The organism is Microbacterium pseudoresistens, from assembly GCF_013409745.1.
GTDB lineage: Bacteria > Actinomycetota > Actinomycetes > Actinomycetales > Microbacteriaceae > Microbacterium > Microbacterium pseudoresistens.
In genome coordinates this window covers 2,744,801-2,758,446 of the sequence record NZ_JACCBH010000001.1, presented here as the reverse complement: position 1 = coordinate 2,758,446, position 13,646 = coordinate 2,744,801, and the positions used below count along the sequence as shown (strand labels likewise).

Below are 13,646 nucleotides of genomic sequence, written 5' to 3'. Positions count from 1 at the left end.
ACGTCCGCCACACGATGCAGATCGGCGTCGTGAGGGACCGGCAAGCGCCGCGTGCGCGGCGCGGATTGGATGAATTCGACATGGCGCAGTACACGCTCCCCGACCTTCCCTACGACTTCTCGGCTCTCGAGCCGCACATCAGCGGGAAGATCATGGAACTCCACCACGACAAGCACCACGCGGCCTACGTCGCCGGCGCGAACACCGCTCTGGAGAAGCTTGCCGAGGCGCGCGAGAGCGGCGACCTCGGAGGCGTGAACAAACTCGAGAAGGACCTCGCCTTCAACCTCGGCGGGCACGTGAACCACTCGATCTTCTGGACCAACCTGTCGCCGAACGGCGGCGGTCAGCCCGAGGGCGAGCTCAAGGCCGCGATCGAGGAGTTCTTCGGCTCGTTCGAGAAGTTCCAGGCGCACTTCACCGCGGCGGCGGCCGGCATCCAGGGCTCGGGCTGGGCCGTGCTGAGCTGGGATCCGATCGGCGCGCAGCTGATCATCCAGCAGCTCTTCGACCAGCAGGCGAACACGGCGCAGGGCACCGTGCCGCTGTTCCAGCTCGACATGTGGGAGCACGCCTTCTACCTCGACTACCTCAACGTGAAGGCCGACTACATCAAGGCGGCATGGAACATCGCCAACTGGGAGAACGTGGCCCAGCGGTTCCAGATCGCCCGCGAGAAGACGGACGGCCTGCTGGTACTGTCGTAATCACGGCGCGCGTCCCGACGGGCGTAGCGCCCGTCGGGACGCCGTTGTCCACACCTTTTCCCGAACACATCGCGCAGCCTGCGCTCGACAACCAGGAGACCTGAGTGTCTGTCAAGATCGGTATCAACGGCTTCGGCCGCATCGGACGCAACTACTTCCGCGCGGCGCTCGCGCAGGGGGCTGACCTCGAGATCGTCGCCGTGAACGACCTCACCGACAACAAGACGCTCGCGCATCTGCTCAAGTACGATTCGGTCGGCGGGGTGCTCGACGCGGAGATCAGCTACGACGACGACAGCATCACCGTCGACGGGAAGAAGATCAAGGCCTTCGCCGACCGCGATCCCGCGAACCTCCCCTGGGGAGAGCTGGGCGTGGACATCGTCATCGAGTCCACCGGATTCTTCACCAAGGCGGAACTCGCCAAGAAGCACATCGACGCGGGCGCCAAGAAGGTCCTCATCTCGGCACCGGGCACCGGCGTCGACGGAACCTTCGTGATGGGTGTGAACGAGGACTCCTACAACCCCGCCACGCAGCACATCATCTCCAACGCCTCGTGCACCACGAACTGCCTCGCACCGCTCGCGCAGGTGTTCGACAACGAGTTCGGCATCGTCCGCGGCTTCATGATGACCGCGCACGCCTACACGGCCGATCAGAACCTGCAGGACGGCCCGCACGGCGATCTGCGTCGCGCTCGCGCCGCCGCGATCAACATCACGCCCGCCTCGACCGGCGCCGCCAAGGCCATCGGCGAGGTGCTGCCCGAGCTCAACGGCAAGCTCAGCGGCTCGTCGTACCGCGTCCCGGTTCCGACCGGCTCGATCGTCGACCTCACGCTGATCACCGAGCGCGAAGACCTCACCGTCGACGACGTCAACGCCGCGTACAAGAAGGCTGCGGCCGACGGCCGGCTCAAGGGGTTCCTGCAGTACAACGAAGATCCGATCGTCTCCAGCGACATCGTGCACAACCCGCACTCGTCGATCTTCGACTCCACGCTGACCAACGTCAGCGGAAACCTGGTCAAGGTCTCCAGCTGGTACGACAACGAGTGGGGTTACTCGAACCGTCTCGTCGACCTCACCGAGTACGTCGCCGAGCGGATCTGATCCCGCATCATGACTCTGCGCACCCTCGAAACCCTTCGGGAATCGGTCGGTTCGCTCGACGGCACACGCGTCATCGTCCGTTGTGACCTCAACGTCCCCCTCCGGGACGGGGCGATCACGGATGATGGCCGCGTGCGCGCGTCGCTGCCGACCCTCAACGCCCTCATCAACGCCGGGGCTCGCGTGATCGTGTGCTCGCACCTCGGACGCCCCGAGGGAGCTCCGGACCCGCAGTACAGTCTCGAACCGGTCGCTCAGCGGCTGTCCGAGCTGCTCGGCGCCCCCGTGGCCTTCGCACGCGACACGATCGGCGAGTCGGCCCGCGAGGCCGTGGACGCCGTCGAGGACGGCGGGGTCGTCGTGCTCGAGAACCTCCGCTTCAACCCCGGCGAGACCTCGAAGGACGAGCAGGAGCGCACGGCCTTCGCCGAGCAGCTCGCCGCACTCGGCGACGCCTTCGTCTCCGACGGCTTCGGGGTCGTGCACCGCAAGCAGGCGAGCGTCTACGAACTTGCCACGCTGCTCCCGTCGGCGGCCGGTCTCCTGATCGCCACGGAGCTCGACGTGCTCGATCGGCTCACCGAGAACCCGGAGCGTCCGTACACGGTCGTGCTCGGCGGATCCAAGGTCTCCGACAAACTCGGCGTGATCTCGCATCTGCTGCCCCGCGTGGATCGACTGCTCGTCGGCGGCGGCATGCTGTTCACCTTCCTCGCGGCGCAGGGGCATCCCGTCGCGGCGAGCCTGCTTGAGAAGGACCAGCTAGACACCGTGCGCGAGTACATCGCCGAGGCGGACGAGCGCGGTGTGGAACTCGTCCTGCCCACGGACGTCGTGGTGGCCTCCTCGTTCGCCGCGGAGGCTGATCACGAGATCGCACCGTCCGACGCCATCGAGCAGACCTCGTTCGGCGCCGCAGGCGTCGGACTCGACATCGGACCGGACACGGCCGCGGCGTTCGCCGAGGCGATCCGTGGTTCAAAGACCGTGTTCTGGAACGGCCCGATGGGCGTGTTCGAGTTCCCCGCCTTCGCCGCGGGCACCAAGACCGTCGCTCAGGCGCTCACCGACGTCGACGGCCTCAGCGTCGTCGGCGGCGGAGACTCGGCGGCCGCGGTGCGTCAGCTCGGTTTCGCCGACGATCGTTTCGGACACATCTCGACGGGCGGAGGCGCGAGCCTCGAGTTCCTCGAAGGAAAGAAGCTTCCCGGACTGGAGGTCCTCGGATGGGCGTGAAGACGACCCGCATCCCGCTGATCGCGGGCAACTGGAAGATGAATCTCGACCACCTGCAGGCGGTTGCGTTCGTGCAGAAGCTGCACTGGACGCTCAAGGATGCCAAGCACGAGGAGGGATCTGTGGAGGTGGCGGTCTTCCCGCCGTTCACCGACATCCGCAGCGTGCAGACGCTGATCGACGCCGACAAGATCCCGTTCGCACTCGGCGCGCAGGATCTCTCCGCGCATGACTCGGGTGCCTACACGGGCGAGGTGTCGGGGGCATTCCTGTCGAAGCTCGACGTGGGCTACGTCATCATCGGTCACTCCGAGCGCCGCGAGTACCACGCAGAGACCGATGAGGTCGTGGCCTCGAAGGTGTCCGCGGCGCTGAAGCACGGCATCGTCCCCGTGATCTGCGTCGGAGAGACGGCGGAAGACCTCGAGAAGCATGGCGCCAGCGCTGTTCCCGCGGGCCAGCTCGAAGCGGCCCTCGACGGTGTGTCGGCGGATGCCGACATCGTCGTCGCCTATGAGCCCGTCTGGGCGATCGGCTCGGGCCAGGCTGCCACTCCGCAGCAGGCGCAGGATGTGTGCGCGGTGCTCCGCGAGGTCGTGGCCAAGGCGCTCGGTGCCGATGCCGCGGCACGCACGCGCATCCTGTACGGCGGCTCCGTCAAGGCGGCGAACATCGCCGGCTTCATGCGCGAGCCCGACGTCGACGGCGCGCTCGTCGGCGGTGCCAGCCTCGTGGTCGACGACTTCGCCGCCATCATCCGATTCCAGAAGCACGTCGGGGTGTGACCCCGAGGCGTGCCGCACCATCGACGTATACTTGAGCGTCACGCGGGCTCGAACGACTGAACGGCCCGCTCGAAAGGCTTATCCGTGGATATTCTCCAGTTCATCCTGCAGGTGCTGCTCGGCATCAGCAGCGTGCTGCTCACCCTGCTGATCCTCTTGCACAAGGGGCGCGGTGGCGGCCTGTCCGACATGTTCGGCGGTGGCATGACGTCGGCGGTCGGCTCATCCGGCCTGGCCGAACGCAACCTCAACCGGTTCACGGTGGTGCTCGCGCTCGTCTGGTTCGTGGCGATCGTCGGACTCGGCCTCATCACGAAGTTCGAGGTCATCTGATGGCCACCGGTGGCAGCGCGATCCGCGGCACCCGCGTCGGCTCGGGGCCGATGGGGGAGCAGGATCACGGTTACCACGCCGACCGCATCGCCGTGTCGTACTGGGACGGTCTGGGCAACGAGACCGTGCGCTACTTCGCCGCTGGTCTTCCCGAAGAGGAGATCCCCGACGTCATCGATCATCCGCACAGCGGGTTGCCTGCGGGCCGGGACCAGAACAACCCGCCGGAGATCGCCAAGAACGAGCCTTACAAGACGCACCTCGCCTACGTGAAGGAGCGCCGGTCGGACGAAGAGGCCGAGCAGCTTCTCGGCGACGCGCTCAAGCAGCTGCGGGACCGTCGCGGCCAGTAACGCGAGTGCACGGCTTATCGCCGAATGCGCGGTCTGTTCACTGAAACAGGCCGCGCATTCGCGTGTATGTCATGCACTCGCAGGATGTGGTCAGCGGCACGTCGCTGCGAGGTCGATCATCTCCTGAGACGGCGCGCCGTAAGCCGAGGTGCCGTTTCCCGGATCGGTGAAGCCCATGCTGATGGCCCACGCCGTCGCCCAAGCCTCGATCGTCCCCTGATCCGAGTCGTCGTAGAGGTCTCGGCACTTCACGGTGATGGCATGGCCGACCTCGTGCGCGACGAGCGCCTGCGTCGCCGCCGAGGGCCACTGCTCGGCGACCGAGTCCGACAGCTCGATCGTGGCGTAGCCGCCGCGGTCGTAGTGCCACCAGGTCTGGCCGGACAGCCAGCCGCCGACCCCGAGTCCGTTCACGAGCACCGACCAGTCGAAGTCCATGAGGACCCCGGGTGCGAGCGTGCGCGCATAGTCCTCGACCTCGAGGCGCGTCTCCAGCAACGGGCCGGCTTTCGAATCGAGCTCGGCCTGATACGAGCTCCGGGCGGCGACGACCGCATCGTCGAACGCCTTGAAGGCCGCCTGCGCATCGTCGTCCAATGATGACGAGGCGTCGGCAAGCGCATCCGCCGTGCTCCGCAGCTGGAGGATCGATTCGTTCTCGGCCGACGGGAGCTCCTGCTCGATGTCTGCCGCACGGCCGGCGGCTTGGGTGAGCAGGTCGCTGCCGAGGGTGCCCAGCCCGTCGACCTCGCCCTGCAGATCCTCCCGCATCGTCGCCATCTCCTCGGCGATGGCGTCGGCGTCGTCCGCGTCGTCGCGCAACTCGGCGGCGGCGGCGGACAGCTCCCACGCCCAGAAGGGTTTGCCGGATGCCGTCGGCGTCTCGGTGCCCGCAAGCCGTTGAGCGTCGTCGAGCACGGCGGTCGTCTCTTCGAGATCGGTACGCAGGGGCGCGAGCTCGTCGGCGGACAGCACCGCCCCCGTGCCGTAGTCAAGGATGCCGCCGGCCGCTCCCGTGACCTCCGTCGCGTCGTCCACGACCGCCCCCAGGGTCATCGCCGCGTCGTTCTGATACTCGGCGGCGCTGACGAGGTGCTCCTCCGCATCGTCGTAGCCGAGGTTGGTGGCCAGCTGCGTGCCGCCGCTGATCGCCGCGATGAGCGCGACGACCCCGGTGCCGATCAGCCAGGGGGCCAAGCGGCGGCGCTTCGCTGCTGCTGCGACGAACAGGGTCGGTGCGGGCGCTACGAGACGCTGCGGGAAGTCGTGCCCGCCCTGCGCCGCGGCGGGTGCGCCCGGGGCCGGGAGGAAAGGATCCGTCATGGTGAGCTCCCGACGTCAGGGGCCCGCCGCGTGGGCGGAGGTGGAGGGGATGACGGGAATCGAACCCGCACCATCAGTTTGGAAGACTGAGGCTCTACCATTGAGCTACATCCCCGAAGGCGCCCCGCATCCGCGTGGGCGCCGACGTCTCGATCATAGCGGACGGTTCTGACGCCGCTGTTCCGTTAGACTCGTCTGGGCCGTTCCCGCGCGCGCGGGTTCCTCATCCGGGGCGTAGCTCAGCTTGGTAGAGCGCCCGCTTTGGGAGCGGGAGGTCGCAGGTTCAAATCCTGTCGCCCCGACGTAGTGAGAAGAACCGACCCAGAGCTCGGTCCGCTACGAGTCGCAGCCGCGCCGGATCGCGCGGAACATTCACAAGGAGACACACCAGCATGGCGAACAGCACCGTCGAGAAGCTGGCCCCCACCCGGGTCAAGCTCAACATCACGGTCACCCCCGAAGACCTCAAGCCCAGCATCGATCACGCGTACGAGCACATCGCGCAAGACGTGCAGATCCCCGGCTTCCGCAAGGGCAAGGTGCCCGCGCCCATCATCGACCAGCGCATCGGCCGCGGCGCCGTCATCGAGCACGCCGTCAATGAGGGGCTGGACCGCTTCTTCCAGGAGGCGGTCGCCGAGCACAAGCTGCGCATCGTGGGCCGGCCGTCGGCCGATGTGACCGACTGGCCGAGCGACAAGGACTTCTCGGGCGACCTGAAGGTCGACATCGAGGTCGACGTGCGCCCGGAGATCGAGGTTCCGGCGCTCGATGGCATCACGCTCACCGTCGACGCCGTCGAGGCGGATGACGCCGCTCTCGATGCCGAGCTGGAGAGCCTGCGCGCGCGCTTCGGCACGCTGATCCCCGTCGACCGCCCGGTCGCCAAGGGCGACTTCGTCGAGCTCGACCTCGTGGCCACGATCGACGGCAACGAGATCGACCGGGCCGAGGGCGTCTCGTACGAGGTCGGCTCGGGCGAGCTGCTCGAGGGGATCGACGACGCGATCGAGTCGCTCACCGCAGGCGAGGGCACCACGTTCCGCTCGTCGCTTGTCGGTGGCGACCACGCCGGCGAGGATGCCGAGGTCTCCGTGACCGTCACGTCGGTCAAGGAGCGCGAGCTGCCCGAGGCCGACGACGACTTCGCGCAGATCGCGAGCGAGTTCGACACCATCGCCGAGCTGCGCGAGAGCCTGCGCGAGCGGGTCGACCAGCAGGGCGTGTTCACGCAGGCCTCCGCCGCCCGCGACAAGCTCATCGAGGTGCTGCTCGACAAGATCGACATCCCCGTGCCAGCGCAGCTCGTCGAGGACGAGGTGCACAACCACCTCGAGGGCGAGGGACGTCTGGACGACGACGAGCACCGCGCGGAGGTCACCGAGGCCAGCGAGAAGCAGTTCCGCACGCAGGTTCTGCTCGACACGATCGCCGAGGAGGCGGACGTGCAGGTCTCGCAAGAGGAGCTGAGCCAGTACCTCATCCAGTCCGCGGCCCAGTACGGCATGCAGCCGCAGGAGTTCGTCGAAGCGCTGCAGTCGTCGAACCAGATTCCGGCCCTGGTCGGCGAGGTCGCCCGCAACAAGGCTCTCGCGATCGCGCTCGGTAAGGTGACCGTGAAGGACAGCAAGGGCAAGGCCGTCGACCTGACCGGGTTCATCGCCGACGACTCCGACGAGTCGGATGCCGAGGCCGAGGGTTCCGAGAAGCCCGCCGCGAAGAAGCCCGCGGCGAAGAAGGCCCCCGCCAAGAAGCCGGCGGCGAAGAAGGATGCCGCTGCCGACGAGAAGGCGGAGAAGAAGCCCGCTGCCAAGAAGCCGGCCGCCAAGAAGGCGCCGGTGAAGAAGGCGGCCGACAAGGCCGAGTAATCGCACGCGATCATCGAGGAAGGGGCGGATGCACGGGCATCCGCCCCTTCGTCGTCGTCGGCGACATGCCGGGGCGACGCCTGATATGCCGACGGCGAACAACGGCCGGGCGCTTGCGTCGCCGCCGGTAGATTCGAATCACCGAACACGGAAACAGGAGCAGAAATGGCTGAACCCCTGGTCGCGACGAGTGTCTTCGACAGGCTGCTGAAGGATCGCATCATCTGGCTCGGATCCGAGGTGCGCGACGAGAACGCGAACGAGATCTGCGCGAAGATTCTCCTTCTCGCCGCCGAGGATGCCGAGAAGGACATCTACCTCTACATCAACTCTCCTGGTGGCTCGATCACCGCGGGAATGGCGATCTACGACACGATGCAGTTCGTGCCGAACGACATCGTCACCGTCGGGATCGGCATGGCCGCATCCATGGGGCAGCTCCTGCTGACCAGCGGCACCAAGGGCAAGCGCTACATCACCCCGAACGCGCGCGTGCTGCTGCACCAGCCGCACGGCGGATTCGGCGGCACGGCGAGCGACATCCAGACCCAGGCGCAGCTGATCCTGTCGATGAAGAGGCGCCTTGCCGAGATCACGGCGGCGCAGACGGGCAAGAGCGTCGACCAGATCAACGCCGACGGCGACCGCGACCGCTGGTTCACCGCCGACGAGGCACTGGAGTACGGATTCGTCGACCACATCCGCGAGCACGCCTCCGACGTGCACGGCGGCGGCGGAACCGGCGTCGAGAAGTAAAGGCTGGAGAGAACCCCATGTACACACCCACGTTCCGCTCCGCCGGAAACCTGCCCTCGAGCCGTTACGTGCTGCCGCAGTTCGAAGAGCGCACCGCCTACGGCTTCAAGCGCCAGGACCCCTACAACAAGCTGTTCGAAGACCGCGTGATCTTCCTCGGCGTGCAGGTCGACGACGCCTCGGCCGATGACGTGATGGCCCAGCTGCTCGTACTGGAGAGCCAGGACTCGGAGCGCGCCATCACGATGTACATCAACTCGCCCGGCGGCTCGTTCACCGCCATGACCGCGATCTACGACACGATGCAGTACGTTGCACCGCAGATCCAGACCGTCGTGCTGGGCCAGGCCGCCTCGGCCGCGTCGGTGCTGCTGGCTGCGGGGACGCCGGGCATGCGTCTCGCGCTGCCCAACGCTCGCGTGCTCATCCACCAGCCCGCCATGGGTGAGGCCGGTCAGGGGCAGGCGTCCGACATCGAGATCCAGGCGGCGGAGATCCTCCGCATGCGGACTTGGCTGGAAGAGACCATGGCCAGGCACACGGGCAAGCCGGTGGAGCAGATCAACCGCGACATCGACCGCGACAAGATCCTCTCCGCCGAGGAGGCCAAGGACTACGGCATCGTCGACCAGGTGCTCTCCAGTCGCAAGCGCGTCGCGACGGCCTGACCGTTCCGCGCATCAAAGGGGGCGATCCGGGATTCCGGGTCGCCCTCTTCGGCATGCACAGGCGTCGCGAGCGCGGCACTCATGCGCATGTGCGGGTGAAGGTGTGCGCATATGAGCAAACAGATGCGCATGCGCAGGTAACGGCGTATCCTGACGGCATGACCACCCCCGCGATCGATGACGAGCTGCTCTCGGTGCGCGTCGCGGAGCTGTACTACGACGAGGAGCGCACGCAGGACGAGATCGGCGCACTGCTCAACGTCTCGCGGTGGAAGGTGGGGCGTCTGCTCGCGCAGGCCCGCACCGACGGGATCGTGCGGATCGAGATCGTCCACCCGCGCGCGCGGCGTCTGGGCCTGGAGCGCGCGCTGCGCGAGCGGTTCACTCTCGCCGACGCCGTCGTGGTGCCCGTCGCCTCCGACGACGACGAGACGATGGCGCGGGTCGCTCAGGCCGCCGCCGACCACCTCACCGCCCTGCGCCCTGCTCCCCGCACGCTCGCGGTCAGCTGGGGGCGCACGCTCACGGCGGTCTCGGAGCGCCTGCCTGACGGCTGGGCCCGCGGCGTGCACGTCGTGCAGATGAACGGCGGTGTGAGCGTCAACCGCCGCCCTGGCGGTGCGGCGACCCTCGCCGTCACCATCGCGCAGCGCGCATCGGGAGAGGTGTCGCTGCTGCCGAGCCCCGCGATCCTCGAGCGGCTCGAGACGAAGCAGGCCATCGAACGCGATCGCACCGTGGCCGGGGTTCTCGCCGAAGCCACCGCGGCCGATGTCTTCCTGTTCACCGCCGGCGTGTGCGATGCGCGTTCGGCGCACGTCGAGAACGGCTACCTCGACGCCGCCGACATCGACGAGCTCTCGCAGCGGGGAGCCGTCGGCGATGTGCTCGGCCGCTACATCGACGCCGACGGTAACATCGTCGACGCCGAATTGGACTCCCGCACCGTGGGACTTCCGCTCGATCGGCTGCGCGCCGCGGACCGGACGGTCTTCGTGACGGCGGGCCGGGCCAAGCACGACGTCGCCCGCACGGTGATCACGAGTGGATTGTGCACGATGGCGGTCACCGACGAGGAGACCGCTCTGACCCTCCTGGAGGAGAAGTGACGACCGAACTCACCAGACCCGCGCCCTCCGCAGGTGTCGGGAACAGCGCGGTGGACGTGCTCGGCGGGGAGCCCGACGACACGACGCTGCGCCGTTTCCTGCACGGCCTTCCCGGGGTGGATGCCGTGGGCCTGGAGCAGCGCTCCGCGGGCCTGGGCACCCGATCCATCAAGACCGCATCGAAGGCGTGGGCACTGGACACCATCGTGCGTCTGACCGATCTCACCACTCTCGAGGGCGCAGACACGCCCGGCAAGGTGCGCTCGCTCGTGTCGAAGGCGAAGCTGCCGGATGCGGCGGATCCGTCGTGTCCGCCGGTCGCTGCGGTGTGCGTGTACGGCGACATGGTTCCCGCTGCGATCGAGGCGCTGGGCGCGCGGCACGGCGATCCCGACGACGGCGCCATCTCGGTCGCCGCCGTCGCCACCGCGTTCCCGTCGGGGCGGGCGTCGCTGGAGGTCAAGCTCGCCGACACGCGCGACGCCGTCGACGCCGGCGCCGACGAGATCGACATGGTCATCGATCGCGGCGCGTTTCTGGCGGGCCGCTACGGGCAGGTGTTCGACCAGATCGTGCAGGTGAAGGATGCTTGTCGGCGCGACGACGGCACTTCGGCCGCGCTGAAGGTGATCCTGGAGACGGGCGAGCTGACGACGTACGACAACGTCAAGCGCGCCTCGTGGCTGGCGATCCTCGCCGGCGGCGACTTCATCAAGACGTCCACGGGCAAGGTACAGCCCGCCGCCACGCTTCCCGTGACTCTGCTCATGCTCGAAGTGGTGCGCGACTGGCATCGGATGACGGGGCAGCGCATCGGCGTGAAGCCCGCCGGCGGCATCCGCTCCTCGAAGGACGCCATCAAGTACCTCGTGCACGTCGCAGAGACGGTGGGCGAGGAGTGGTTGCAGCCGCACCTGTTCCGGTTCGGAGCCTCGAGCCTGCTCAACGACGTGCTGCTGCAGAGGCAGAAGATGATGACCGGCCGCTACTCCGGCCCCGATTACGTGACGATCGACTGAGGATCCGCCCATGAGCTTCCTGGAATACGCAGCGGCCCCCGAATCGCGCAGCATCCTGAATCTGCGCGAGAACTACGGCCTGTTCATCGACGGCAAGTTCGTCGACGGGCGCGGCGACGCGTTCACGACCATCTCTCCGGCGGACGAGGCGCCGATCGCCTCGATCGCGTACGCCGATGAGGAGGATGTCGACCGCGCCGTCGCCGCGGCACGCCGCGCCTACGACAAGGTGTGGTCGAAGATGAGCGGACGGGACCGCGGCAAGTACCTGTTCCGCATCGCCCGTCTCGTGCAGGAGCGGGCACGCGAGCTCGCTGTCGCCGAGAGCCTGGACAACGGCAAGCCGATCAAGGAGAGCCGCGACGTCGACGTTCCGCTCGTCGCCTCGTGGTTCTTCTACTACGCCGGATGGGCCGACAAGCTCGACTACGCCGGACTCGGCGCCAACCCCCGGGCGCACGGCGTGGCCGGACAGATCATCCCGTGGAACTTCCCGCTGCTCATGCTCGCGTGGAAGATCGCCCCGGCTCTGGCCGCGGGCAACACGGTCGTGCTCAAGCCGGCCGAGACCACCCCGTTGAGTGCGCTGATCTTTGCGGAGATCCTGCAGCAGGCCGATCTTCCTGCCGGGGTCGTGAACATCGTCACCGGGGCCGGTGCGACCGGGGCGGCACTCGTGCGTCACCCCGATGTCGACAAGGTCGCCTTCACCGGGTCGACCGGTGTCGGCCGTGATATCGCCAAGGCCGTCGCCGGCACGGGCAAGAAAGTCACGCTGGAGCTGGGCGGCAAGGCCGCGAACATCGTGTTCGACGATGCGCCGATCGACCAGGCCGTCGAGGGGGTCGTCAACGGCATCTTCTTCAACCAGGGCCATGTGTGCTGCGCGGGCAGCCGCCTGCTCGTGCAGGAGTCGATCCACGACGAGGTGATCGATCGCCTGAAGACCCGTCTGTCGACGCTGCGCATGGGAGACCCGCTCGATAAGAACACCGATATCGGCGCGATCAACTCCGCCGCGCAGCTGGCGCGCATCCGTGAACTCAGCGACATCGGCGAGGTCGAGGGGGCGGAGCGCTGGAGCGCTGACTGCGTGATCCCCGAGAAGGGCTTCTGGTTCGCCCCGACGATCTTCACGGGGGTCGAGGCCTCGCATCGCATCGCCCGTGAAGAGGTCTTCGGGCCGGTGCTGTCGGTGCTGACCTTCCGCACCCCGGACGAGGCGATCGCCAAGGCCAACAACACCCCGTACGGCCTGTCGGCCGGCATCTGGACCGACAAGGGCTCGCGCATCCTCGCCGTCGCCGACCGGCTGCGCGCCGGCGTCGTGTGGGCGAACACGTTCAACCGCTTCGATCCGGCCAGTCCGTTCGGCGGCTACAAGGAGTCCGGATACGGCCGTGAGGGCGGTCGCCACGGACTGACCGCTTATCTCAAGGGAGCCGCAGCATGAGCAAGCGACCTACGACCTCTCATCGGCTCACCGTTCCGAAGACGTACAAGCTCGCGATCGGCGGCGCGTTCCCGCGCAGCGAGTCGGGGCGCACCTACGAGGTGCTCTCCGCCAAGGGCATGTTCCTCGCCAATGCCGCCAAGGCCTCGCGCAAGGATGCCAGAGACGCCGTGGTCGCCGCCCGCGCGGCGGTCAAGGGCTGGTCGGGTGCGACCGCCTACAACCGCGGTCAGGTGCTCTACCGGGTGGCCGAGGTGCTCGAAGGTCGCCGTGCGCAGTTCGTCGACGAGATCGTCGCGCAGGAGGGCGTGACGGCCGCGGTCGCCGGTGCGCAGGTCGATGCGGCGATCGACCTCTGGGTCTGGTACGCGGGCTGGTGCGACAAGTACGCCCAGGTCGCCGGTAACGCCAACCCCGTCGCCGGCCCCTACTTCAACATCTCGGTACCAGAGCCGACCGGCGTCGTGGCGATCATCGCCCCGCAGGACACCGCGCTGCTCGGCGTCGTCTCGGTCGTGGCTCCCGCCCTCGTGTCGGGCAATGCCGTCGTCGTCGTGGCGAGCGAGCGGCATCCGCTGTCGGCGATCAGCCTCGCCGAGGTGCTCGCGACGAGCGATGTGCCGGGGGGAGTGGTGAACGTGCTCACCGGCTCGCCGGCCGAGATCGCTCCCTGGCTGGCCTCGCACGCCGACGTGAACGCGCTGGATCTCACGGGTGCCGGAGAGCTGGAGTGGGTGGATCTGCAGATCGCCGCCGCCGACACGCTCACGCGCGTGCTCGCTCCCGTTCCGTCGACCGCTGCGGCAGGGGCGTCCGTGGAGCGGATCACGGCGTTCGTCGAGACGAAGACCGTGTGGCATCCGAAGAGCATGCTCTGAGCCGCTGAGCGGCACGTGAGACGGGTATCCACGGGAACCGTGG

At 67.8% G+C, this 13,646-nt stretch carries 14 protein-coding genes and 2 tRNA genes; 14 read left to right on the top strand and 2 right to left on the bottom strand.

All coding sequences use genetic code 11. From position 1 onward, the window contains the following. Nucleotides 1–80: 80 nt before the first annotated feature. The 6 genes from BKA02_RS13525 to BKA02_RS13500 all read left to right on the top strand — a co-directional run bounded on the left by BKA02_RS13525 (nt 81) and on the right by BKA02_RS13500 (nt 4,529). Nucleotides 81–707: a superoxide dismutase gene (locus BKA02_RS13525; protein WP_179434814.1), complete on the top strand. Its 627-nt coding sequence runs from the start codon at nt 81–83 to the stop codon at nt 705–707. Nucleotides 708–811: 104 nt separating this feature from the next. Then, nucleotides 812–1,822: a type I glyceraldehyde-3-phosphate dehydrogenase gene (gap, locus tag BKA02_RS13520; RefSeq protein ID WP_179434812.1), complete on the top strand. Its 1,011-nt coding sequence runs from the start codon at nt 812–814 to the stop codon at nt 1,820–1,822. Nucleotides 1,823–1,831: 9 nt separating this feature from the next. Then, nucleotides 1,832–3,058 carry a phosphoglycerate kinase gene (locus BKA02_RS13515; RefSeq protein WP_179434810.1) on the top strand — a complete coding sequence of 409 codons (1,227 nt, stop codon included), beginning with the start codon at nt 1,832–1,834 and terminating at the stop codon, nt 3,056–3,058. After that, nucleotides 3,049–3,843: a triose-phosphate isomerase gene (tpiA, locus tag BKA02_RS13510; RefSeq protein WP_179434808.1), complete on the top strand. Its 795-nt coding sequence runs from the start codon at nt 3,049–3,051 to the stop codon at nt 3,841–3,843. Before BKA02_RS13515 ends, tpiA begins: the two co-directional genes overlap by 10 nt. An 84-nt stretch (nt 3,844–3,927) precedes the next feature. Further along, nucleotides 3,928–4,176 carry a preprotein translocase subunit SecG gene (gene secG / locus BKA02_RS13505; protein WP_179434806.1) on the top strand — a complete coding sequence of 83 codons (249 nt, stop codon included), beginning with the start codon at nt 3,928–3,930 and terminating at the stop codon, nt 4,174–4,176. Next, nucleotides 4,176–4,529 (top strand): RNA polymerase-binding protein RbpA, encoded by a 354-nt coding sequence (locus tag BKA02_RS13500; RefSeq protein WP_179434804.1) that lies wholly within the window; start codon nt 4,176–4,178, stop codon nt 4,527–4,529. The genes secG and BKA02_RS13500 overlap by 1 nt, the downstream gene beginning before the upstream one ends. A gap of 90 nt (nt 4,530–4,619) precedes the next feature. Here BKA02_RS13500 and BKA02_RS13495 read toward each other — a convergent pair whose 3' ends face one another. Both BKA02_RS13495 and BKA02_RS13490 read right to left on the bottom strand, forming a co-directional pair. Then, entirely contained in the window at nt 4,620–5,852 is a 1,233-nt protein-coding gene (locus tag BKA02_RS13495; protein ID WP_179434802.1) for a hypothetical protein, read from the bottom strand. Between the two features lie 41 nt (nt 5,853–5,893). Then, a tRNA-Gly gene (locus tag BKA02_RS13490) sits at nt 5,894–5,967 on the bottom strand. Between the two features lie 113 nt (nt 5,968–6,080). On the opposite strand from BKA02_RS13490, the gene BKA02_RS13485 reads away from it, so the two are divergent. The 8 genes from BKA02_RS13485 (at nt 6,081) to BKA02_RS13450 (ending at nt 13,603) form a co-directional block, all read left to right on the top strand. Further along, nucleotides 6,081–6,154, top strand: a tRNA-Pro gene (locus BKA02_RS13485). Nucleotides 6,155–6,244: 90 nt separating this feature from the next. Then, a complete protein-coding gene (gene tig / locus BKA02_RS13480; RefSeq protein WP_179434800.1) occupies nt 6,245–7,720 on the top strand; it encodes a trigger factor in 1,476 nt (491 codons plus the stop codon). 165 nt (nt 7,721–7,885) lie between these two features. Beyond that, nucleotides 7,886–8,476, top strand: a complete 591-nt coding sequence (locus BKA02_RS13475) for an ATP-dependent Clp protease proteolytic subunit (protein ID WP_179434798.1) — start codon at nt 7,886–7,888, stop codon at nt 8,474–8,476. A 17-nt stretch (nt 8,477–8,493) separates the two neighbouring features. Further along, the gene (locus BKA02_RS13470) at nt 8,494–9,144 is read left to right on the top strand and encodes an ATP-dependent Clp protease proteolytic subunit (RefSeq protein ID WP_179434796.1); all 651 of its coding nucleotides are present in this window, start codon (nt 8,494–8,496) and stop codon (nt 9,142–9,144) included. A 158-nt stretch (nt 9,145–9,302) separates the two neighbouring features. Further along, entirely contained in the window at nt 9,303–10,253 is a 951-nt protein-coding gene (locus BKA02_RS13465; RefSeq protein WP_218844562.1) for a sugar-binding transcriptional regulator, read from the top strand. Beyond that, complete coding sequence (deoC, locus tag BKA02_RS13460; RefSeq protein WP_425487511.1) at nt 10,250–11,272, top strand: deoxyribose-phosphate aldolase; 1,023 nt, start codon at nt 10,250–10,252, stop codon at nt 11,270–11,272. The genes BKA02_RS13465 and deoC overlap by 4 nt, the downstream gene beginning before the upstream one ends. Nucleotides 11,273–11,282: 10 nt before the next feature. Beyond that, the gene (locus BKA02_RS13455; protein WP_179434794.1) at nt 11,283–12,725 is read left to right on the top strand and encodes an aldehyde dehydrogenase family protein; all 1,443 of its coding nucleotides are present in this window, start codon (nt 11,283–11,285) and stop codon (nt 12,723–12,725) included. Then, the gene (locus BKA02_RS13450; protein ID WP_179434792.1) at nt 12,722–13,603 is read left to right on the top strand and encodes an aldehyde dehydrogenase family protein; all 882 of its coding nucleotides are present in this window, start codon (nt 12,722–12,724) and stop codon (nt 13,601–13,603) included. The genes BKA02_RS13455 and BKA02_RS13450 overlap by 4 nt, the downstream gene beginning before the upstream one ends. Nucleotides 13,604–13,646: the final 43 nt, after the last annotated feature.